The following is a 22571-nucleotide window of genomic DNA, read 5'->3' as shown; positions in this document are numbered from 1 at the left end:
TGTTTGCTTGACATCTAGTACTCTTAAATAAGAAGCAAAAAGATTTTTATAACATTTTTTAAAAATCATACAGGAATTAAAATAAGTTGATTTAAATTAACAGCACATTATCTAAGTTTACTACTGCTTGAAAAATAACTACTAATAACCAATAATTGCTTATCGATAATCGACTAATAATTCTTTTAGAGAAATTAATCATGATCTTTGATTCCCGTTCTTACAAAACCCTTGGTGGTATAAGTGTTTCTCGCTTTATCACTGAAATTAAGATGGACACTGCCCTCGAAGATATTCTGTTCCATTTAAATTCTCAGCGTGGAGGCTTGCTAAAGAGTAGCTACGAATATCCAGGCAGATACAAAAGATGGGCGATCGGATTTGTCAATCCACCGTTAGAATTGACTACACAGGAAAATGCTTTTACTTTGATAGCATTGAATGAACGCGGTCAAATACTTTTACCATTTTTGTTAGAGCGCCTATCCCAGTCAGAGCAACTTGAGAACGTCACCCAAGAAAATAACAATATCGTCGGCTTTATTAAAGCTACAAAAGAATTATTTCCTGAAGAGGAACGTAGTAAACAGCCTTCATCATTTACAGTTGTCCGCGAAATCCTATATACTTTTTCCAGTCAAGAAGATGAGCATTTAGGCTTGTATGGTGCGTTTGGTTATGACTTAGTTTTTCAGTTTGAACCAATTACCCAACATTTGGATCGTTCTACAGATCAACGCGATTTGGTGCTTTACTTGCCAGATGAATTGATTGTTGTTGACTACTATCAGCAACGTGCATTTCGTCTACAATATGATTTTCAAACAGCGCACGGCAAAACAAAGAATCTTCCTAGAACAGGTGAGTCTGTAGATTATCGCGGCAAACATCTTCTACCGCATCAAACTGCTGACCATAAAGTAGGCGAATATGCGAAAAAAGTTGAGGTTGCACTCGATTATTTCCGCAGAGGCGATTTGTTTGAAGTTGTTCCTAGTCAAAACTTTTTTGAAGGCTATGAAGACGAACCCAGCAAACTATTTAACACTTTAAAGGAAATCAATCCTAGTCCTTATGGGTTTATTTTCAATTTAGGTGGAGAATATTTGATTGGTGCATCTCCAGAAATGTTTGTGCGGGTTGAAGGTAGGCGAGTAGAAACTTGTCCTATTAGTGGCACTATTAGTCGGGGACAAGATGCTCTTGACGATGCGGTGCAAATTCGTCAATTACTCAACTCTCACAAAGATGAAGCTGAGTTGACTATGTGTACTGATGTTGATCGCAATGACAAATCCCGAATCTGCGAACCTGGTTCAGTACAAGTCATTGGTCGTCGCCAAATTGAATTATACAGCCACCTGATACATACAGTAGATCATGTTGAGGGTACTCTGCGATCGCAATTTGATGCTTTAGATGCTTTTCTATCGCATACATGGGCAGTTACAGTCACCGGCGCACCCAAAAAAGCAGCAATAAATTTTATTGAACAGCACGAAAAGAGCGCCCGACGTTGGTATGGTGGAGCAGTCGGCTATTTAAATTTCAATGGGAATTTAAATACTGGCTTAATTCTGCGGACAATCCGATTAAAAGATTGCATTGCAGAAGTGCGAGTTGGCGCTACTGTCCTTTATGACTCTATACCCAAAGCAGAAGAACAAGAAACAATTACCAAAGCTGCTGCTTTATTTGAGACGATTCGGCGTGTAAAGCAAACGAGTCAGAAAATTGATGAGTCCAGTTCTCTAAAATTAAGTAATCAAGTTCCAGGTGTAAAAGCTGGCAAACGCATCTTATTAATAGACTACGAGGACTCCTTTGTTCATACCCTAGCTAATTACATTCGCCAAACTGGTGCAAGCGTTACCACACTCCGTCATGGTTTCTCAGAATCGCTATTCGATACAGAACGCCCTGACTTAGTTGTTTTATCTCCTGGCCCTGGTAGACCAAGTGATTTTGGAGTTCCCCAGACTATTGGTGCCCTTCTGCATCGCCAAATTCCTATTTTCGGAGTTTGTTTAGGATTGCAAGGCATCGTTGAAGCTTTTGATGGGGAGTTGGGAGTTCTCAACTATCCTCAACATGGTAAATCTTCACGGATTTTCGTCACCGATTCTAATTCTGTCACCTTCAAAAACTTACCGGAATCTTTTACAGTAGGTAGATATCACTCATTGTTTGCCCTACCGCAACGTTTGCCAAAAGAACTCAAAGTAACAGCGATTTCTGATGACGACGTAATTATGGGCATTGAACACCACACACTTCCGATCGCAGCCGTTCAGTTTCATCCAGAATCGATCATGACTTTAGCGGCAGAAGTCGGTTTGGAAATAATTAAAAATGTCGTGCGTGCATATACGCAGGTTGAAGAGTCATTAGTCATTGGTCATTAGTCATTGGGCATTAGGATGGAGAAGAGACAAGGTAGACAAGGAAGATGGGGGAGACTTGGAAGAGACTTACTTGTTCAATAATTCCCCCTTGTCCCCCTTGTCCCCCTTGTCCCCTTGTCCCCTCTACCTCCCCTGCTTTCCCTGCTACTTAACAAGTTTATGACTAACCAAGTTGCCCCTTCCCGCCATATTCTCGAAGATATTGTGTCGCACAAAAGGCAAGAAGTTGCAAAAATGCAGCAAGAACTGCCTTTAGCCTCCTTGCGACAACAGTTAAATGCAGCCCCGACTGTACGAAATTTCTTGACTGCTTTGCAGTCAAATACTAACCAACCGAGCTTAATTGCTGAAGTAAAAAAAGCATCACCTAGCCGGGGGATTATCCGCGCAGATTTTGATGCAGTAGCTGTTGCTCAAGCTTATGAACGAGGCGGTGCAGCTTGTTTATCAGTCCTGACTGACCAAAAATTCTTTCAGGGGAGTTTTGAGAATCTGCGGAGTGTGCGATTAAAAGTAGCATTACCCCTACTGTGCAAGGAGTTCATTATTGATCGCTATCAAATTTATTTAGCACGAACAGCAGGTGCAGATGCAGTCTTGTTGATTGCCGCCATTTTATCAGATCGAGAACTCCAGGCTTTTTTGCGAGTAATTCACGATTTGGGCATGAATGCACTGGTAGAAGTCCATACCTTAGCTGAACTGGATCGAGTGCTAAAGCTTGACAACTTACATTTAGTAGGAATCAACAATCGCAATTTAGAAGATTTTAGCCTTGATTTAGGAACAACCCAGCAACTTTTAGCAGAGCGTCAACAACAATTACAAAGCTTAGATATCACCGTTGTCAGCGAATCTGGACTGTATACACCTGCTGATTTATCTCTTGTCGCTGAGGCTGGTGCGCGTGCAGTTTTGATTGGAGAATCTTTAGTTAAACAAAGCGATGTAGAACAAGCTGTGCGTACTTTGCTAAAACTTGCTCCTGCTTAACCCAATAAGCTTAGGTCAAGCTTTATTCTCTCCCCCTGCCCCTCTGCTTCCCCTGCCTTCCCTGCCCCCCTATTCCCTATCACACCAATTTGAAAAAAGAATGCGACAGATACATACTCTCAAACCTTTGTTCTGTCTAGTTTCTTAATTTTGAATTTTGAATTTTGAATTGGTATCACCTATTCCCTATTTTGCTTTGAGGCAATTGTATGAAAGCAATGGCGATTGCAAACTTCGGAAGTCCAGAAGTCTTTGTAGAAACGTTTCTGCCTTGCCGTAAAGCATTAGCTATAACTTAAATCCCAAACTTAAAAAAATGAGGTTCAAAAACTCATTCACGAGTATCAAAGACTCGTTAACGGAGATAAAAGCCTCATTCACGAGTATCAAAGACTCATTAACGGAGATAAAAGCCTCATTCACAAGTATCAAAGACTCATTAACGGAGCTAAAAGACTCATTCACGAGTATCAAAGACTCATTAATGGAGATAAAAGCCTCATTCACGAGTATCAAAGACTCGTTAACGGAGATAAAAGCCTCATTCACGAGTATCAAAGACTCGTTTACAAAAAATTTAGCATGGGCATCGCTAATTGCTAAGTGTTAATTATTTCAATACTATTAACCAATCATTAACTATTTTTCAGTATGACCTCTATCTCCGATTCCTTTCAAATTTTACGCGATCGCCAACAGTGTGCTTTTATCCCCTTTATCACAGCAGGCGATCCTAACTTAGAAACTACTGCCGAAGCCTTACGTATCTTAGATCGCAACGGTGCTGACTTTATTGAGTTGGGCGTTCCCTACTCCGATCCTCTTGCAGATGGGCCTGTGATTCAAGCAGCAGCAACCCGCGCTTTGCAAAAAGGTACGAAATTAGAGCAAGTGCTAGAGATGTTGCATATAGTGATTCCTAGCCTAAAAGCGCCAATAATTTTATTTATGTATTACAATCCCATTTTGCACCGGGGTATTAAGTCGTTTTTGGCGCAAATTGCCGTTGCTGGGGTAAAAGGATTGGTAGTACCAGACTTACCCTTAGAAGAAGCAGGAGAATTAATTAAAACTGCTGCATCTTTCGGAATTGAGGTAATTTTACTCGTAGCTCCTACCAGTTCTCAAGATAGGATTGAAGCGATCGCTCGTCAATCTCAGGGTTTTATCTACTTGGTCAGCGTTACAGGCGTTACAGGTATCCGCGCTCAACTCCAAAACCGTGTAGAGCATTTAATTACCGAGTTGCGAAGCGTCACCAATAAACCCATTGGCGTTGGTTTTGGTATCTCAGCACCAGAACAAGCACATCAAGTAAGGGAATGGGGAGCAGACGCAGTGATTGTTGGTAGCGCTTTTGTGAAACGTTTAGCTGAAGGTAGCCCAACTGAGGGATTGCAAGCCGTAGAAGAATTTTGTCAGCAACTGAAAGCAGCCATTACACCAGTATCCCTGCAACAAGTTGGTTCCGCAAAATAAAAAAGCTCTTTTTTCTCTCTCTGCGTTCTCTGCGCCTCTGTGGTTCGATAAAAAATAACAAACCGCAAAGGGGAGGCAGCGCGGTCTTGGGGGTATCCCCCATGAGCGACTGCCGTCGCAAAGGTCGCAAAGGAAGAAATACAAAGGAAATCTTGGCTATGAAACTCCTGTTGAAATCCGTCAAAATATTAATCTATAGCGTACTTCTAGTTAGTGCTTGTGTGCTTACAGTCTTCGCCCACGATCGCGTTGACCACGGACAAGATAAGTACCACTGGCATTACAATTTACCAGGACAACAGGGTTATTTAACTGTAAGAAAGAACGTAACTGACCTGACACAGACAGAAAAAACAGCCTTTGTCAAGGCGATCAAAACCTTAAAAACTATAATTCCCGCAGGTAGCAAGCTCAGTATTTATGACCAATTCGTTGCCATACATCTAGGAGCAACACGCTTAATTCATAACCATAAAGGACATTCCGATGGTTCCGTCCAAGAACTTGCTCATGAAAATGCCGCATTTTTCCCTTGGCATCGAGAATATATCCGCAGATTTGAACAGGCTCTGCAAGCAGTAGACCCAACTGTTAGTCTGCCATACTGGGATTGGACAGACTCCAAATCACTTAATGTAATTTTTAATGATGACTTTCTTGGTTCCAACGGTCAAGGAGTAACCATCAAAATTCCAAATCAGGGAAACTTTACAGGTGGCGCTGTGCCTGGGGCTTTTTCGGCTGCAAATGGCTGGGTGATGAATCCAGCATTAAACATTGACCCAGATACTGGCAAATCTTTAGGCGCATCACTTGTCCGCTTTCTAAGACTACCTCCTGCCAGTGATTATCCTGTGCCCAAAAAAGATGTTCAGCGTGCCCTGAGTCTTAATAACTATTCTCTATTTCGCGCTGCTATGGAAGGATTTATCTCTGTAGATGAGCAGGGTAAAGTCACCTCCGGAGGATTCATCCACAATTACATTCATGGCTTAGTCGGTGGGGTACAAATAGATGCAAGCACGACACCGATAAAGTTTAAGGGTTTGGGGACTATGGGCAATATACCAAGTTCGCCTTATGACCCAGTATTTTGGTTGCATCATGCGAACGTAGACCGCCTCTGGGTTGAATGGCAAGAAAACGGTCATCAAGGTAGCGATTTTTATCCTCCCGATGGTCATAGTCAGCCTTACGGACACAACCTTAAAGACCTAATGTGGCCTTGGGACGGCGGTATGTCTACCCCCAAAGCTACGGCGTTAGGAGATTTACTATCGCTATTACCAAATTTTGACTCTAACGATTTGGTGCGCCCTATAGATGTTTTGAATCACAGGGAACTGGGCTATACCTACCAAACCGGGGAAAAGAAAACGCAAAGATGATTCCAAGTTATATCAATTTGAAAAAAGAATGCGACAAATAGACCATTTGTAGAGATGTGATGAATCGCGTCTTTACCCAAAGATGTGTTGCAATCATTAATTGAATTGGTATTAGAACGAAAGTAAAAAATACTTGAACATAAAAGGATTTTAACCAGTGGTAAGCATACTAAACATCAAAACTGCAACTGTGCAACCAGATTCTTTGGGCAGGTTTGGAAAATTCGGCGGTAAATATGTCCCGGAAACCTTAATGCCTGCATTAAGTGAATTGGAAGCGGCGTATCAACAATATCGCAATGAGCCGAGTTTTCAAGCAGAACTGCAAAACTTAATGCGTGATTATGTAGGACGACCCAGCCCATTATATTTTGCTGAACGCCTGACAGCAAATTACGCTAGACCAGATGGCACGGGAGTGCAAATTTATTTAAAGCGCGAAGATTTAAATCATACAGGCGCTCACAAAATTAATAATGCTTTGGCTCAGGTTTTGTTAGCCAAGCGCATGGGTAAGCAACGGATTATTGCGGAGACAGGTGCAGGTCAACATGGCGTAGCAACTGCAACTGTGTGTGCGCGATTTGGTTTAAAATGTGTGATTTACATGGGCGTCCAAGATATGGAACGCCAAGCCCTGAATGTGTTTCGCATGAAATTAATGGGTGCAGAAGTTCAACCAGTGGAAGCAGGTACAGGAACTCTCAAGGATGCGACTTCTGAAGCAATTCGGGATTGGGTGACGAATGTAGAAACAACTCATTACATCCTGGGTTCGGTTGCTGGGCCTCATCCCTACCCGATGATTGTGCGTGACTTTCATGCTGTAATTGGTGTAGAAACTCGCGCTCAATGCCAAGAAAAATGGGGAGGACTACCAGATATTTTACTGGCTTGCGTGGGTGGAGGTTCCAACGCGATTGGCTTATTCAATGAGTTTGTGCATGAACCTTCGGTGCGTCTAATCGGAGTGGAAGCTGCGGGTGAAGGTGTAAATACAGAAAAACACGCTGCTACCTTGACAAAAGGAAAAATAGGTGTATTGCACGGTGCAATGAGCTATTTACTGCAAGATGATGACGGTCAAGTAATCGAAGCTCATTCAATTAGTGCCGGATTGGATTATCCCGGTGTTGGGCCAGAGCATAGTTATTTAAAGGATTATGGTCGCGCCGAGTATTACAGTGTTACCGATAAACAGGCTTTAGATGCATTTCAGAGGCTTTCGCAATTAGAGGGGATTATTCCAGCCTTAGAAACGGCTCATGCGATCGCTTATCTAGAAACCCTTTGTCCCCAGTTAACAGGCAATCTCCGCATCGTCATCAATTGTTCCGGCAGAGGTGACAAAGATGTGCAAACCGTCGCCAAAGTCTTAATTCCTTAATTTTTTCTTCTTATCGTCATTTGTCCTTTGTCCTTCGTAAATGACCAATGACCAATACAACTCTTGGAGAGGCTGCGCCAACAGGTTCTCTACAAGGGGCTGTTCGCTTTCTCTCAGTACAAATGACCGATAACCAATGCCCAATGCCCCATGCCCAATAAATATGATAGCTTTAACTCAAATTCCACCTGAAAACATTTCCATCCTTCCTGATCTCTATAACTGGCCAGCTTTATTACAACAGTTGCTAAATCGGCAATCGTTGACGGTTTCCCAAGCTGCGGATTTAATGCAAGGTTGGCTCACAGATGCCATTCCCCATGTTCTATCAGGAGCGATTTTAGCCGCAATTCAAGCTAAAGGCGTATCCGCCGAAGAATTAGTTGGCATGGCCAGTGTCTTACAATCCCAATCTCCAGTACCCAGTACCCAATTCCCAACTCCCTTAATTGACACTTGTGGAACTGGTGGAGATGGCGCTTCAACTTTTAATATTTCCACTGCTGTCGCCTTTGTTGCTGCTGCTGCTGGGGTAAAGGTTGCTAAACATGGCAATCGTTCGGCATCTAGCAAAGCTGGTTCGGCTGATGTGTTGGAAGCTTTGGGTATAAATCTCAACGCCACTCCAAAAAAAGTTCAGGCAGCAGTTGGTGAAGTCGGAATCACCTTTTTGTTTGCTCCAGGCTGGCATCCGGCACTAAAAGCGATCGCTACTTTGCGAAAAACTTTGAAGGTGCGGACTGTTTTTAACTTGCTCGGCCCGCTAGTAAATCCGATGCGACCAACGGGGCAAATTATTGGTGTGAATGACCCGCTTTTACTGGAAGAGATTGCTCAAGCTTTATCCCAACTGGGATGTCAGCAAGCGATCGCCCTCCACGGACGGGAACGTTTAGATGAAGCTGGTTTGGCAGATGTCACTGACTTGGCTGTACTTCAAGATAAAAAAGTGCGTTCTCTAACGCTCAATCCTCAAGAATTAGGTTTGAGTTTTGCACCGACTGCGGCGTTGTGTGGTGGAGATGTCCTAGAAAATGCCCAAATCTTGAAGGCAGTTTTGCAAGGTAAAGGTACGCAAGCGCAGCAGGATGTAGTTGCTTTGAATACAGCCTTGGCCCTGCAAGTTGGTGAAGCCATTCATGGGGAAACGGATGTTTTCGCAGGCTGTGTTAAAGGTATTACCCTTGCCAAAGAAATTCTGCAAAGCGGTGCTGCTTGGACAAAACTAGAACAACTTGCAGAATTTTTGCGCTAAACGAACCTCTCCTATGAGGAGCTACGGTGTACACGCAAGTCTTTTAAAGCTGCCCTACACCTTGACCTGCTGCAATCCCAATGCATCGACTCGCAATGCCAATGCATCGACTCGCAATGCCAATGCATCGACCTGCAATGTTAATGCATCGACCTGCAATGTTAATGCATCGACTCGCAATGTTAATGCATCGACCTGCAATGCCAATGCATCGACCTGTAAAGATTAGCCCACCCAAACTATACACAAGGAAAAACAGATGATTATCATACTTAAGATCGGTACGCCTGTTGAGGAAATTACTCGCATTAGCCAAGAACTGAGTGCCATTTGGGGAGTGACAGTAGAAAAAAGCATTGGCACTCATAAAATTGTGCTAGGGCTAATTGGTGATACCACTAGCATCGATAAATTACAGGTTCAGGAATTTAGCCCTTGGATTGAGCAAGTAGTACGAGTGCAGCAACCTTTCAAGCGGGTAAGCCGAGAATTCCGACATGGAGAAGCTAGCGAGGTCGTTGTACCGACACCTAACGGTGATGTCTATTTTGGCGAACATCATCCGATTGTGGTGGTAGCCGGGCCTTGTTCCGTCGAGAATGAAGCGATGATTGTCGAAACGGCAAAGCGGGTAAAGGCAGCAGGAGCACAGTTTCTGCGTGGCGGAGCCTACAAACCTCGTACTTCACCTTATGCCTTTCAAGGTTATGGTGAAAGCGCTTTAGATTTGTTAGCAGCAGCGCGGGAAGCTACGGGTTTGGGTATTGTCACAGAACTCATGGATGCTGCCGATTTATCAGCAGTAGCGAGAGTAGCTGACATCATCCAAATCGGAGCTAGGAATATGCACAATTTTTCGTTGCTCAAAAAGGTAGGCGCTCAAGATAAACCCGTGCTGCTGAAGCGGGGAATGTCTGCCACAATTGACGAGTGGCTAATGGCAGCAGAATATATTTTGGCATCTGGAAATCCTAATGTAATTCTTTGTGAGCGGGGAATCAGAACCTTTGATGGCAAATATGCTCGGAATACTTTAGATTTGTCGGTGCTTCCGGTGTTGCGATCGCTAACCCATTTACCGATTATGATTGATCCCAGTCATGGTACGGGTAGGTCTGAATATGTTCCATCAATGGCAATGGCTGCCTTAGCAGCTGGCACAGATGCCTTAATGATTGAAGTTCATCCCAATCCAGCTAAAGCTTTATCTGATGGTCCCCAATCTCTCACCCCTGAAAAATTTGACCGCTTGGTTCAAGAAATGTCAGTCCTGGGCAAAGTTGTTGATCGCTGGCCTACACCTGCATTTGATCGCATTAGTGAAAGCCAAATTCTCCTCACACCAGAACTTTCAAAGTAGATAGACTATAAACCTGATTGTAGAGACGCGATTTATCGCGTTTTAAAAGACCAATTATCTACACTCAAGCGTATTGGACTAGAAACCGATTTTTTGCAAATGGCTTAACCCGATCAACAGATTCTTTCATCTGAAAAATCCGTTGGTCGGGTCTTCTTAAAAAGAGTATAAAATCTCAAACTACCTATTTTTTTTAAGTTCGTGCATACTTCTAACAACCTTTGTGACTAAATTTCTGGGCGTAAATCTGACGCTTTCAGTCAATATCTTATTTCTCATCCCAGGAACAACAACAGTTTTGTTTTTCATTAAGCTCCGATAACCAATCCTAGCGACAGTTTCCGTATCCATCATTCTGTTAACGCTAGCAATCTTTGAATCTTCCATTGCAGCATTTTGTTGGAATTTCGATGCTGTTGGCCCTGGACAAAGAACAGTCACGTTGACACCTGTACCCTCTAATTCATTAGCGATCGCTTCTGAAAATGACAAAACATAAGCTTTCGTCGCAAAATAAACTGCCATTAAAGGCCCCGGTTGAAAAGCAGCTGCTGAAGCTACATTTAATATTTTTCCATATTTTTGCTCGACCATATCTTTAAGGAACAATTTGGTTAAATGAGTCAAGCTGACCATATTTACTTGAAGCATTTTCAGTTCAATGCTCAAGTCTGTTTCGTTAAATACTCCATAAGTACCAAAGCCAGCATTGTTAACCAGCACATCAATCTTAATGGATGCTTGCTGTAGTTCTGTGAAAATTTCTTCTGGGGATGTTGGTATAGATAAATCCTTAGCAAAAATTTTCACAAAAATGCCAAATTTTTGGGGGAATTCATCTAGAATTTCAATAAGTTTTTGTTCATTCTTATCTACTAACACAAGATTATAACTATGACGAGCAAATATTTGGGCTAATTGATAGCCTATCCCACTAGCCGCTCCTGTAATGAGAGCAGTTTTTTTTTGCCGACTTTCAGATGTTTTATTCATGTTCAAAAAATGACTAAGTTAAATTAGTTAATTGAAATTTTATAAATTTAGCTACAGCAATATATAATGTTTGCTGTAGCTCTTTTGATGGAGACAGTAAATGATGCTATCCACCTGAAATAAGTATGCTTCAATAAAGCATATTAGGTGCAAATATAAAAATCTGTATCTATATAAACAAGAGCAATAATATTTAATAGCGTCATCTATGCCACAGCATAATTCCGTTGCGATAACTGACGTGCAAGCAGCACAAAAGCGAATTTTGGGGATTGCCCACCGCACACCCGTGCTGACTTCTAGAATCGTTAACGATCGCACCAATAGCCAAGTATTCTTTAAATGCGAAAACTTTCAACGCACGGGGGCATTTAAATTTAGAGGTGCGTACAACGCCCTAGCCCAACTATCGGTAGCAGAAAAACAAACAGGCGTTCTCACTTATTCATCAGGAAATCATGCCCAAGCGATCGCTTTAGCAGGACAATTACTCAATATTTCCACCACTATTGTCATGCCTGATGATGCACCTGCTGTCAAACAAACTGCGACTCGTGGTTATGGTGCAGAGATAATTTTGTACAATCGCCAAGAAACAAATCGAGAAGAATTAGCTCAAAATTTAGCATATAATCGCTCTTTGACACTCATTCCCCCTTACGATCATCCTCATGTAATTGCTGGACAGGGAACAACTGCTTTAGAACTGATCCAAGAAGTTGGTGAATTGGACTTGCTATTAGTTTGTTGTGGTGGTGGCGGATTACTTTCAGGGTGTGCGATCGCAGCCAAAGCACTTCTACCCAATTGTAAAGTAATCGGCGTAGAACCAGCCCTTGCCGACGATGCTACCCGCTCTTTTCACACCAAAACCCTGCAAACAGTCAAAAATCCTGATACCATCGCTGATGGTGCGCGGACTCCTAGCCTTGGTCAAATTACTTTTCCCCTAGTGTTGCATTATGTTGATAATATGGTGACGGTATCGGAAGAAGCGATTCTTCACACCATGTTTTTCTTGTGGGAACGTCTGAAAATTGTAGTTGAACCCACTGGAGTACTCGCCGCCGCCGCTTTACTCGAAGGTGTAGTGAAAGCACCAGAGGCGAGAATTGGCATCATCATTAGCGGTGGAAATGTAGATTTGGCGCAAGTTTGTAAATTATTTTCTTTGTAAGATTGTAATTAAAAACATCGTTTCCAGGTTCATTATGCATGGTTCTGCCGTGAATTTGATTGGCGGGGCTTCTAAATAGTTCCATATTTAATTGATTATCCTGGATAAAGAACTTATTTTATAACGTTGCTTAATTACTAAACTTGCTCCAATTAAACCGATACCAATTAAACTTGTAGTCGCCGTTGGTTCTGGAACCTCTTGAGGAGTTTGCAAGGTGAAATTCAGTTTAGCTAAACCTTGAGAAGGGGTTCCAGAGGAATTAAGTTGGTCTTGTTCAGTAAAAGTGATTGTGCCTGTAGCATTTTGGAATAAACCTGTTCCCCCAAAAATGGTAATAGTACCACCACCTTTGATAAAGCCTTCAGCAAAATTAATTTCAGCGTTGTCACTTGCTTTGCCAAATAATTCATTAGCACCACCATAATACCTATCAGAAAATGCGGGTTCTCCCTCTAAACCAAACACGCTTGGGTTTGAGTTAAAGGTATATTTATTAATCGATGGATTTTCAATAGGCTCAAGTTTGCCATAGTCATCACTAAGAAAGAAATCTAACCCATAAGGAGCCTTTTTGGTACTTTCACCTTTGATAGTTGCTCTAATAATTCCTAAGTCTGGTCTGAAAGTTGGGTCAAAAGTGACAAATGTCTTGTAGTCAATACTAAACGTATAATTATTATAATTATCTTCTGCTTTTGCAGTTTGCATATATGAGCCTAAACTGACTATAGTTAAGGTCACAGGAATCAGCCAGCTTATAGGTGAACCAAACATAATTGTCCTTTTTTAATTAAAATAACAAAGTTATCTATTAGAAAAATTAGATTTAACTTTTTTAAAAAAATAAGTATTTTATAGTGGTAATACTCTAAAACCATTGAAATAGGTATGTATTCCCACCATACAAACAAGTTAAAAAGTATAGATTTACTTGATAAACAGCCTCTAACATTGATTAAAAAAGTTTCTCTAATGTGAGTTAATACACTTTTTTAATAACTCCTAAAAATTAGGATAAATTTCTTTATTTACGATTTCAATGATTTATTTATTGATATTGAATGAATTATTTTTCTATCTAGTTGCATAAAATCTTGGAGAAATAGTGATAAATAAGGTGTTTGAAAAGTTTTGAGGAGTCAACTCTTATGTCAGTCACCTCGCTATAAGACGGATCATGACAAGGTAGATAAAAGTCTCTGATGTTTCGGGGATGTTTCGGGCAATAACTTATAGTCTCTGATGAATTGATGACACCCCATCAGCCAACCAAAAGTACGCTCGACTACAAGGGCGTTTTTTTTGAGCAACACAAAGACCTTGGTTTGCTCTGGTCGCAGAATCACTGCACAATCCAACGGCACTCATTCTATCACCCACTGCATGAACGGCTCATAGTCATTGCCGCCATCAACGAGCAAGGGTTTCAAAACGAGATACCTATCAGGGTTTTCGTAAAGAATAAAAGAATATTTACATATTATTTACATATGTTAATATTAACTTCTTGGTTTAAGTACGGATATTCACTATGGTTCTTATAAAGACTGTTCTCCAAGATTCAGAGCAAGTCACTCGCTTGTTTTCTCATCTCGAATTTGATGGAAACAAACTCAATCATCAACCAGGTAGTGTATTTGGGAGTACTGCATTGATTGCAGGAACCACTGTTGGGGCTGGGATTCTCGCTCTACCAGCCGTTACGCTGCCATCTGGTATTGTGCCATCCACATCTGGACTAATTGCTGTTTGGCTCTACGCTTTAGTGTCAGGGTTATTGGTTGCAGAAGTTACCTTAAACACGATGCGAACAAAAGGGCATCCGAGTATAGGTTTTTTGGGAGTTGTTGAGAAAATCCTTGGTAAGCTGGGAGCGCAAATTGCTGGCGGTGCATATTTATTCATGCACTATGCTTTGTTGGTGGCATACATCACCGAAGGCGGAGAGATTTTAAGAGCGGCGGCGGCAAAAGTCTGGGGTATGCAGATATTGCCTACATGGGTGGGCACAATGGCTTTCACGCTCTTATTTGGTGGCATTATGTATCTTGGGCGAGAAAAGTTTATTGAGAAATTAAACAGCGCCTTTGTTGGAATTGTCATTGTTTCTTTCTTAGGACTATTATTTCTGGGAGGAAGACATATTCAGAGTACCCAACTGTTATTTCAAAACTGGAGTGCCCTCGGCAGTGCCATTTCAGTGATGTCTGTGGCGTTGTTTTTCCAAAACGTTGTGCCGCTAGTTGTGAAGCAACTCGAAGGGGATGCCTGCAAAATTCGTCAGTCCATCTTTATTGGTTCTGTAATTCCTCTAATTATGTTCTTGGCGTGGAATGCCGTAATTTTAGGAAGCGTCAGTCCCGATATGCTACATAGCACTTCTGATGGTACAAGGGTTTTTGATCCACTACAAATTCTCCGAGGAGGTGGTGCCGGGCAATGGTTAGGAGTGCTAGTATCCATTTTTTCAGAATTTGCGATCGTCACATCATTCATTGGATTTGTGTACGGGTTGCTGGATTTGTTCAAAGATATTTTCTTACCTGCACAGTGGCAACTTTCTAGCCGCTTACCCCTCTATTCGCTGGTTCTTTTCCCTCCGATGACTCTCGGAACGCTTAACCCCAGCATCTTTTTTACTGCCCTAGATTACACTGGAACATTTAGTATTTCAGTTCTAGGTGGAATTATTCCGGCATTAATGAGTTGGAAACAACGTCAAGAACAAGAAAACTCAGATAGCGTAAATCAATCACTCGTTCCTGGCGGAAAGGTGACACTCATTATAATGATTGGAGTGGCATTAGCGATGATGGGTAAACAAATTCTGTCAATTTATATAAAATAAAACCATCAATAAAAGTTTTGTTGTATTATAAAAGAATTTAATTGTAGTATAAATGCTAACCATATCAAATGAGTGATTCTCGACTCGTCAAAATCAGTAAATATCTCAGCAAATATCTGCGACATACACCACATGCCATTGGAATTAAACTTGCTCCTGGTGGTTGGGTTGCTATTGATGACTTACTTACCGCTTGTGCTCAAAACAAGTTTCCAATTACCCGCCAGGAATTACAAGTGGTAGTTGAATTCAACGAGAAACAACGATTTTCTTTTGATTCTACAGGTACTCTGATTCGTGCGAACCAAGGACATAGTATAAAAGTTGATTTACAATTAGAAGCTGTTGTTCCTCCAGATCAGCTTTATCACGGCACGGGACGCAAATCTGTAGAATTAATTCTGCAAACAGGACTTTGCAAAATGTCACGACATCATGTCCATTTATCAAAGGATATAAAAACAGCACAAACTGTTGGTGCCAGGCATGGAAAACCAGTGGTTTTTGCTGTAAATACTGCGGCAATGCATCAGGCAGGTTATATCTTCTATTGTTCTGCTAATGGTGTTTGGTTAGTCGATCGTGTGCCACCTGAGTATCTACAAAAAATTTGAATTTTAACAAAACAAAATATTGAAACGATATTTGCAAAGAAGTTACATAATGCGGAAGTTGCAACAATTACTGCATGTTGAAATTGAACTCAGATTGATGTACCCATAGCGCTTGTACTCTTAATATTGTATTCTCTGATAGATTAACGTTTGCAAAAACAGGGATTAGCAGTAATTCCATTGCGGTTTACACCGGAAAAAGTAACTTTGTAGATTTGTCTATAAAATTACAAACTCTCAAGAGTAAAAATACGATCAATCTCTTAGCCTACTTACCCAATGTAGGTTAAAAATTTCACTAAACAAGCATTTTAGACCTATCCAAACCCCAAGATGTCTTCTAAGCGAATCTTGTTTATCAGTAACGGCCACGGAGAGGACAACCACACCTCTCATGTTATTCAGACCCTGCGCCAATTGTGTCCTTCTATTGAAATGGCGGCAATGCCGATTGTAGGAGAAGGAAAAGCTTACCGTAGCTTGGATATTCCCATTATTGGGCCCACACAAACAATGCCCTCTGGGGGATTCTTTTACATGAAGCGCCTCTATTTGCTCAAAGATTTTCAATCGGGATTGATTGGGTTAACGTGGCGACAATTACAAGCGGTGTTGCAGTATGCTCCCAACTGCGATTTAATTATGTCTACTGGAGATTTCGTCTCCCAAACATTTGCTTACTTAACAAAGCGCCCCTTCGTCTCGTTTATTTCTTGTCTTTCTGCCCTCTATGAAGGGCGATTGCGTCTCAATCCACTGCTGTGGCACGACCTTAATTCTTCTCGATGTCTGACAGTTTTCACCAGAGATTCCTATACGGCTTTCGATCTTCAACGGCAAGGTATAGCTAAGGCTCAGTTTGGTGGGATTCCGGCTTTAGATCGCCTCGTCCCCACTGGCAAAGACTTGTACCTGAAACCGGACATTCCGGCGATCGCACTCTTACCAGGGTCGCGGATGCCGGAAGCCGCACGAAATTTCTGTTTGCAGTTGCAACTGGTGATAGAAATTGCCAAGGTGATGCCTGAGTTAGGATTCCAGTTTCGTGCCGCCTTACTACCAAATTTGATGGAGCAATTAGACGACATTGCTAAAAGTCAAGGTTGGCAACTGAATCAAGGCATACTCACTTATTCTCCTTTAGGAAGTTCTGCTGAGGAATCACCACTTGTAGAAGTGAGATGTTACTCAGATGCCTTCAGTGATATCCTATATTACTCTACCCTCGTCATTGGTATGGCAGGGTTGGCAGCGGATTTAGCTGTAGCGATCGGCAAACCGATCATTCAGATTCCTGGAGAGGGCCCTCAATTTACCTATCAATTTGCAGAAGCGCAAACGCGGCTGTTAGGCATTTCTGCCCAAACCATCGGCACTAAGCCAGCAACCCCTGAGATTCTCAAGCAAGCAGCTAAACGAGTAGTTGAAACTTTACAAGATTCAGACTACCTCGCTAAGTGCAAAGAAAATGGCCCTGAGCGATTTGGCCCACCCGGCGCATCTGAGAGAATTGCCCGCTTTCTACTAAACTCTCTAGGAGAAACTGAGTAGAAATTGCGTCAGAATTCAGAAGTCAGCATGGTGTGGTAGGCTAACGCCGTAATACACTTTACTTCTAAATTCTCAATTCTGACGCCTTGGCGGAGCGTCTTTGGCTCTGCTCCTGAGTCCTGAATTCTTACTTACTGCTGCCAAATTTTCAATTTGGTGGGGGTCTTAACCCAAGACCTGTCTAGTCGTCGTGGCAGGAAAAAGAGCAAAGCCGGAACCTCTTGACCTCTGGGATAGTCTTCCTCTTGCCTTGTCTACGACACGCTGCGCGATCTGCTGCCTGCCTCCTACCTCCTGCCTGATTTGATAACAATACAGAATTGAACTATGAAAGTCCGCTCTAGTTACTGGCAACTGTTGCCTTATCTGTGGCCCCAATGGCCGCTGTTAATTCGGGGATTGGCTTGTATCTTAGGATTTGTGTTATTTACCCTAGCAGTGCCCTATTTAGCAGGTCAGGTCGCTTTTTTTCTTGGTCAGGGAAATGTTAACCAGATTGCCTACTGGCTCGGACTAGCCACTTTAGTATTTTTGATTCGTGGGCTTTGTCAATACGGGCAGAATGTCTTTATGATCGCTGCTGCTCTGAACATGGTTTTAAACTTGCGTAAGCGCGTTTATGCTCACCTGCACAAACTTGGATTAGATTACTTTGAAACGACACAGACGGGAGACTTGACTTATCGCCTGACTGAAGATATTGATCGCGTCGGCGAGATTGTAGATAAGTTATCCCATCAGTTTCTTTCCAATTTGTTGCAGTTAATTGCAATTCCCATTTACATGCTCTACCTGAATTGGCCCCTGACTCTTGCGGGTTTGATTTTGGCTCCTTTAATGGCTTGGTTGATTGGGCAATTTGGTCAGCGATTGCTCGTGCTATCTCGCCAGAGCCAAAATCAGGTTTCCAATTTGTCGGCGATGCTAACTGAAGTATTTAGCGGCATTCGCGTCGTTCAGGCTTTTGCAGCCCAAGAATATGAAGTGAAGCGATTCAATCAAGAAGCAGAAATCAATCGCCAAGCTAAGTATCGCGCTCTACAACTTAAATCCATTCAGTTTCCGGTTGTTGGTTTTTTGGAAGCAGTTAGTATTATGCTGCTGTTTTTATTGGGAGGATGGCAGATTTCTCAAGGACGGCTGACAGCTCAAGGGTTTATCAGTTTCTTAGCTGCTGTGGCTTTACTGATTCAGCCAATCGACCTGATGATTAGCAATTACAACGAGTACAAACAGACTGAAGCTTCTGTCGAACGCATCTTTGAACTGATGGCGAAGGAACCTAGTTTAAGTGAAAAATCGAATGCTCAGACAATGCCAAGAGTTATGGGCAAGGTAGAATATCGTCATGTCAATTTCGCTTACAATCCCAGCCAGCCAGTTCTTAAGGATCTCTGCCTAGATGCTTCTCCTGGTGATGTCATTGCCTTGGTTGGTTCTTCTGGAGCAGGCAAATCGACGTTAATTAACCTTTTACTTCGCTTTTATGACCCTCAGATGGGTCAAATTCTAGTTGATGATATTGATATCCGTGATGTCACACTTACCAGCCTGCGCCATCAAATTGGGATTGTTCCCCAAGATGTTACTCTTTTTTCAGGAACGATCGCTGAAAATATCGGTTACGGTCAGGAAAAATTAGATTTAGGAGCGATTCAGTCAGCAGCAAAGATTGCCAATGCTGACTCTTTTATCAGCCAGTTTTCTCAGGGTTATCATACTTGGGTAGGCGAACGTGGAGTTAATCTATCAGGAGGACAACGCCAAAGATTAGCGATCGCTAGAGCAGTTGCCAACGATCCTCGAATTCTCATCCTGGATGAGGCCACCTCTGCCCTAGATTCTGAATCAGAAGCACTAGTTCAAGAAGCACTTGAGCGAGTGATGCAAAACCGTACCGTGTTTATTATTGCCCATCGCTTGAGCAGCGTTCGTCGGGCTGACTGCATTCTCGTAATCGAACAAGGACAGGTGGTTGAAGCTGGTACCCACACCTCCCTCCTGTCTCAGGAAGGACGGTATGCCCGTTTTTACGCCCAACAGTTCTACTCTACAGATGAGTAGGGCATTGCCAAATTACTGTCGGTTCGCTCATTTTATAAAATCTATAATTAGAGAATTCTTTTTCAAATCAACATCCCAGCAATACAAGCAGTGATAAAACCCGCTAACAATCCGCCAATCATTAGACCTGACACCTATGCGAGCTAAGTCATGCTGGCGATTAGATGCTATGCCAGTAATACCGCCAATTGAACCGATATTTGCAAAGTTACATAATGCGTAAGTTGTAATAATTACTGCACGTTGGGAGATTTTTCCACTCTCAATTATGTGTAGGATATACCAATAAAAATTAAGATTCCCAACGCAGAAATGGCGCCTTCCATGTTTGCTCCTGGAAATGTATTGCTAAGGCACTTAGTCACAGAACATACACGAAAATTCGCCTTTTTGTGGTTTTGTAGTCAATTACTAAAGTTTTGATAGTGTGATTAAGAATTTCGCGATCGCACATTTTCCAGGTGCAGTATCTGAGTAAGGCAAAGATGGTGAGCGTAGGATTGGCAAATCAGTCAGTGGAAAATACTGAATTACCAGCTATGGACAAGTTACTGATTTCATAAACTTCTTGCAGAAGTCTATGGCATTTTTTTCCTGAACTGATAAATATTTTATAGCTCTGCAATCATAGTTATTTATAATTATGATTTATTTCAAGGATGCAATTGCTGTTAAATACGTCTTGCTAAAAATATAGAACAGAAGCTAAAGTAATATTTACTCCTTACTTTTGTTTGAGCTTAATTTGTGAATTATCCGTTTGCATTAAAAGGATTTTACAGAACTATGCCAATTAAAAAACACATTAATCTTAATCAAGGATGTTTCCTAAATCCCGCAAATCAAAAGATAGTTGTCAATTTAGCCAGTGAAGATATTTTAAATTTAATCACGCAAGAATTAAAAACCCTTTACTCACCAGAAAATCAAAAAAATCTACTTGAGGAAAATTCAAAGTTATTACCTAATTTTGTATTTCAAGAATTATTACAACGCCAACACCAGGTACTAGATATTAACCCAGATAGTTTAATTATCGTTAGCTGTCAGATAGCAGAGGCAGAAGTCGATGATTTGGGATTTGATTTAAACGTCGAAGTATATTTTGTAGTTGGAGATACAAAAGGTCAAAACCATTTTCGGGCTAATCAAATAGTCCTTTGGTCGAATATATGGGGTGATGAAGAACAGCCTTTTGATTTAGAAGATGAACTAGGTGAACAATTCTGGACAAGTTATCAAATTCAATTGCTTTTTGATGAAAAAGATCAGCAAACAATTGAACTGGAACTATCACAAACAGATGATTATGCCGCAAAGTTAGAATTTTCCCCATCACTAAAAAGATTTTCACCATCCATAGTTTCCTTTGCGGATAATGACTTCTAAAAAGTATTATCTGCACATATAATGAATGCAAATTAATCATTTACAGCAGAATTCAGGAATAAAACACGCTTTATACCTGGGTAACAGACTTATACCAATTCAAAATTCAAAATGACGCTCGCGGACTCGCTAACGCTGTGCTAACAAAATTCAAAATTAAGAAAGCCGACACGAACAAAGGTATGTCCGTATGTATCTGTCGCATTCTTTTTTCAAATTGGTATTAGCTTGTGTACCTCACCAACTTGAAATCTGCTGTATATTCACTGAGGATTTTATTTTTTGGAAGTTCCCGATTAAAAAGATTAAGTCTTCAATCCCTCTTGCCTCCTCATTGTGGTTCGATAATTGAACCCATAAACAAAACGTTTCCTGTCTGATTATCTCTAATGACACAGAAGAAGGGACGATTGACAATCATTCGGAATGGTTCTGGTTCTTGTCTCAAAGATGTTGCTACTATTCCCACTGAAGTAGCAGCAGCTGCTTCAGTGCCTTCTTCATTTACTTCAACAAAAGTTTTATGCTTAACTTGGCTAATGGCAAAATTTTTACCCATGCCAGAAAAATTGGCTTTATTGCTGAAAGCCTCTCCCATACCTAAAGTTTTTAAAGCATCATTGAGTGTAATATCGTAATCTGTTTTGAAGCGAGGTAGGCGAATAAATCCTTTTTGATTATTGAACTGAGTCATCCATTTTTCCCAGTTCTCAACATTCAAGTTTTGATAAAACTCTTTGAGGTTAGAATTATTTTTAGGTAAGAATATATAAAAACTTATTTTACCATCTTTCCCGTAAGGTAAACTAACTGCCTGAAATTTTTCGCTTTCATAGTATCTATAATTACCCTCTTGTGACATCATTGGGTGTTGTTTTTGTCTACCAGATGTGATGTAAAAAGGGTATAGAGCAGTTTGTTTTTTGTCAAACTCGTTACTCCAATTACCTTTAAAATATATGGCATTAATCAGAAATAACACCTGATCTGGTTCAATTTTTTCTACTATTTTAGTAATTTTGCCGTTAGTATTTTCTTTGACCCAGTTATTAATAATACTAGGTGCCGCGGCATCTTGAAAGTTTAAATTGCTGACTTTAGCTTGATAGAAGTCCTGGGTTCTATTGAGAAAGTCTGGCGCAAAGCTAACATCTTGATTTGCCCAAAGTGAGTTAGCAATTTTCAATTGCACTTTCGTATCCGAATTATCTAAAAGCTGTTTTAAAATCACCGCGTAAGAAGAGTTAATTTCTGGTAGATTCATCCCCTGTAATTCCAGGGTTTTTGCCATTGCTTGTTGAGTCGAGCCGCTAGCGCCGTTATAAGTCATAGCAAGAGCGATCGCAACACTCGAAGGTGAGATAAAAATATTCTTCTCACCTTGATCGTTTTTCAGAACTTCTGAAAATAGTTTAAAGCCAAACTTATTGCTAGACTCAATGATTTTTGTATTAGTTTTGGCTGTTTTTTTTTGCAATGGAGTTTCTGGCTGAGGTAAACTAGATTGGGCAAGGGCACTTTTATTACTATCGACTTGAGAACACCCTAAGACACTGAATAGAACAACACTTGCAGCAGCTAATGCATAACGTCTGCCCAAGCTAACACCGTAACGTCTTTGCAGGAAATTTTCTTTCGCATCACTCAATTTATGGCGATTCATTC

General features: G+C 41.3%; 17 protein-coding genes and 1 pseudogene. 13 read left to right on the top strand and 5 right to left on the bottom strand.

The window, feature by feature from the left end; translation table 11 throughout:
- The first annotated feature begins 200 nt into the window (after nt 1–200).
- From V7K56_RS01140 to trpD, 6 genes are all read left to right on the top strand, one after another.
- Nucleotides 201–2405, top strand: a complete 2205-nt coding sequence (locus V7K56_RS01140; protein WP_334906785.1) for an anthranilate synthase — start codon at nt 201–203, stop codon at nt 2403–2405.
- A 159-nt stretch (nt 2406–2564) separates the two neighbouring features.
- Nucleotides 2565–3398: an indole-3-glycerol phosphate synthase TrpC gene (gene trpC, locus V7K56_RS01135; RefSeq protein ID WP_334906783.1), complete on the top strand. Its 834-nt coding sequence runs from the start codon at nt 2565–2567 to the stop codon at nt 3396–3398.
- A 651-nt stretch (nt 3399–4049) separates the two neighbouring features.
- Nucleotides 4050–4877: a tryptophan synthase subunit alpha gene (gene trpA, locus V7K56_RS01130; protein ID WP_334906781.1), complete on the top strand. Its 828-nt coding sequence runs from the start codon at nt 4050–4052 to the stop codon at nt 4875–4877.
- A gap of 158 nt (nt 4878–5035) precedes the next feature.
- Nucleotides 5036–6265, top strand: a complete 1230-nt coding sequence (locus V7K56_RS01125; RefSeq protein ID WP_334906779.1) for a tyrosinase family protein — start codon at nt 5036–5038, stop codon at nt 6263–6265.
- Between the two features lie 157 nt (nt 6266–6422).
- Nucleotides 6423–7652: a tryptophan synthase subunit beta gene (trpB, locus tag V7K56_RS01120; RefSeq protein WP_334906777.1), complete on the top strand. Its 1230-nt coding sequence runs from the start codon at nt 6423–6425 to the stop codon at nt 7650–7652.
- Between the two features lie 163 nt (nt 7653–7815).
- Complete coding sequence (gene trpD, locus V7K56_RS01115; RefSeq protein ID WP_334906775.1) at nt 7816–8907, top strand: anthranilate phosphoribosyltransferase; 1092 nt, start codon at nt 7816–7818, stop codon at nt 8905–8907.
- Between the two features lie 54 nt (nt 8908–8961).
- On the opposite strand, the gene V7K56_RS01110 is transcribed toward trpD, so the two are convergent.
- Nucleotides 8962–9114 carry a hypothetical protein gene (locus V7K56_RS01110; protein ID WP_334906772.1) on the bottom strand — a complete coding sequence of 51 codons (153 nt, stop codon included), beginning with the start codon at nt 9112–9114 and terminating at the stop codon, nt 8962–8964.
- A 52-nt stretch (nt 9115–9166) separates the two neighbouring features.
- Here V7K56_RS01110 and aroF point away from each other — a divergent pair, with 52 nt between their 5' ends.
- The gene (gene aroF, locus V7K56_RS01105; RefSeq protein ID WP_334906770.1) at nt 9167–10267 is read left to right on the top strand and encodes a 3-deoxy-7-phosphoheptulonate synthase; all 1101 of its coding nucleotides are present in this window, start codon (nt 9167–9169) and stop codon (nt 10265–10267) included.
- Between the two features lie 180 nt (nt 10268–10447).
- Here aroF and V7K56_RS01100 read toward each other — a convergent pair whose 3' ends face one another.
- The gene (locus V7K56_RS01100) at nt 10448–11260 is read right to left on the bottom strand and encodes an SDR family NAD(P)-dependent oxidoreductase (RefSeq protein WP_334906768.1); all 813 of its coding nucleotides are present in this window, start codon (nt 11258–11260) and stop codon (nt 10448–10450) included.
- A gap of 208 nt (nt 11261–11468) precedes the next feature.
- Here V7K56_RS01100 and V7K56_RS01095 point away from each other — a divergent pair, with 208 nt between their 5' ends.
- On the top strand, nt 11469–12437 hold the full coding sequence (locus V7K56_RS01095) for a threo-3-hydroxy-L-aspartate ammonia-lyase (protein WP_334906766.1): 969 nt from the start codon (nt 11469–11471) through the stop codon (nt 12435–12437).
- Nucleotides 12438–12524: 87 nt separating this feature from the next.
- Here the strand turns inward: V7K56_RS01095 and V7K56_RS01090 are convergent, their stop codons facing one another.
- Nucleotides 12525–13181 carry a hypothetical protein gene (locus tag V7K56_RS01090; RefSeq protein ID WP_334906765.1) on the bottom strand — a complete coding sequence of 219 codons (657 nt, stop codon included), beginning with the start codon at nt 13179–13181 and terminating at the stop codon, nt 12525–12527.
- Between the two features lie 790 nt (nt 13182–13971).
- Between V7K56_RS01090 and V7K56_RS01085 the strand changes: the two genes are divergently transcribed.
- From V7K56_RS01085 to V7K56_RS01070, 4 genes are all read left to right on the top strand, one after another.
- On the top strand, nt 13972–15288 hold the full coding sequence (locus V7K56_RS01085; protein ID WP_334906763.1) for an amino acid permease: 1317 nt from the start codon (nt 13972–13974) through the stop codon (nt 15286–15288).
- A 68-nt stretch (nt 15289–15356) separates the two neighbouring features.
- Nucleotides 15357–15902 carry an RNA 2'-phosphotransferase gene (locus V7K56_RS01080; protein ID WP_334906761.1) on the top strand — a complete coding sequence of 182 codons (546 nt, stop codon included), beginning with the start codon at nt 15357–15359 and terminating at the stop codon, nt 15900–15902.
- A gap of 333 nt (nt 15903–16235) precedes the next feature.
- Entirely contained in the window at nt 16236–17453 is a 1218-nt protein-coding gene (locus V7K56_RS01075; RefSeq protein ID WP_334906759.1) for a lipid-A-disaccharide synthase-related protein, read from the top strand.
- Nucleotides 17454–17780: 327 nt separating this feature from the next.
- Nucleotides 17781–19517: an ABC transporter ATP-binding protein gene (locus V7K56_RS01070; protein WP_334906757.1), complete on the top strand. Its 1737-nt coding sequence runs from the start codon at nt 17781–17783 to the stop codon at nt 19515–19517.
- Nucleotides 19518–19579: 62 nt separating this feature from the next.
- Here V7K56_RS01070 and V7K56_RS01065 read toward each other — a convergent pair.
- Nucleotides 19580–19787, bottom strand: a pseudogene (locus V7K56_RS01065) (nucleoside transporter C-terminal domain-containing protein); the annotation flags it as partial.
- Nucleotides 19788–20264: 477 nt separating this feature from the next.
- Between V7K56_RS01065 and V7K56_RS01060 the strand changes: the two are divergent.
- Nucleotides 20265–20906, top strand: coding sequence for a hypothetical protein (locus V7K56_RS01060; protein WP_334906755.1), 642 nt, complete (start codon nt 20265–20267; stop codon nt 20904–20906).
- Between the two features lie 331 nt (nt 20907–21237).
- Here V7K56_RS01060 and V7K56_RS01055 read toward each other — a convergent pair whose 3' ends face one another.
- Nucleotides 21238–22569: a serpin family protein gene (locus V7K56_RS01055; protein ID WP_334906753.1), complete on the bottom strand. Its 1332-nt coding sequence runs from the start codon at nt 22567–22569 to the stop codon at nt 21238–21240.
- Nucleotides 22570–22571: the final 2 nt, after the last annotated feature.

It is taken from the genome of Nostoc sp. (assembly GCF_036917535.1).
Lineage (GTDB): Bacteria > Cyanobacteriota > Cyanobacteriia > Cyanobacteriales > Nostocaceae > Nostoc.
Note: the sequence above shows the minus strand (reverse complement) of the source record. Positions and strands in the feature narration are given on the sequence as shown.

Bases quoted from the DNA above. Each gene is read 5' to 3' on its own strand.
- V7K56_RS01075 (WP_334906759.1), top strand. From the start codon at position 16,236: ATGTCTTCTAAGCGAATCTTGTTTATCAGTAACGGCCACGGAGAGGAC.
- V7K56_RS01140 (WP_334906785.1), top strand. From the start codon at position 201: ATGATCTTTGATTCCCGTTCTTACAAAACCCTTGGTGGTATAAGTGTT.
- trpA (WP_334906781.1), top strand. From the start codon at position 4,050: ATGACCTCTATCTCCGATTCCTTTCAAATTTTACGCGATCGCCAACAG.
- V7K56_RS01100 (WP_334906768.1), bottom strand. From the start codon at position 11,260: ATGAATAAAACATCTGAAAGTCGGCAAAAAAAAACTGCTCTCATTACA.
- V7K56_RS01055 (WP_334906753.1), bottom strand. From the start codon at position 22,569: ATGAATCGCCATAAATTGAGTGATGCGAAAGAAAATTTCCTGCAAAGA.
- aroF (WP_334906770.1), top strand. From the start codon at position 9,167: ATGATTATCATACTTAAGATCGGTACGCCTGTTGAGGAAATTACTCGC.
- V7K56_RS01095 (WP_334906766.1), top strand. From the start codon at position 11,469: ATGCCACAGCATAATTCCGTTGCGATAACTGACGTGCAAGCAGCACAA.
- V7K56_RS01125 (WP_334906779.1), top strand. From the start codon at position 5,036: ATGAAACTCCTGTTGAAATCCGTCAAAATATTAATCTATAGCGTACTT.
- V7K56_RS01085 (WP_334906763.1), top strand. From the start codon at position 13,972: ATGGTTCTTATAAAGACTGTTCTCCAAGATTCAGAGCAAGTCACTCGC.
- V7K56_RS01080 (WP_334906761.1), top strand. From the start codon at position 15,357: ATGAGTGATTCTCGACTCGTCAAAATCAGTAAATATCTCAGCAAATAT.
- V7K56_RS01070 (WP_334906757.1), top strand. From the start codon at position 17,781: ATGAAAGTCCGCTCTAGTTACTGGCAACTGTTGCCTTATCTGTGGCCC.
- trpC (WP_334906783.1), top strand. From the start codon at position 2,565: ATGACTAACCAAGTTGCCCCTTCCCGCCATATTCTCGAAGATATTGTG.
- trpD (WP_334906775.1), top strand. From the start codon at position 7,816: ATGATAGCTTTAACTCAAATTCCACCTGAAAACATTTCCATCCTTCCT.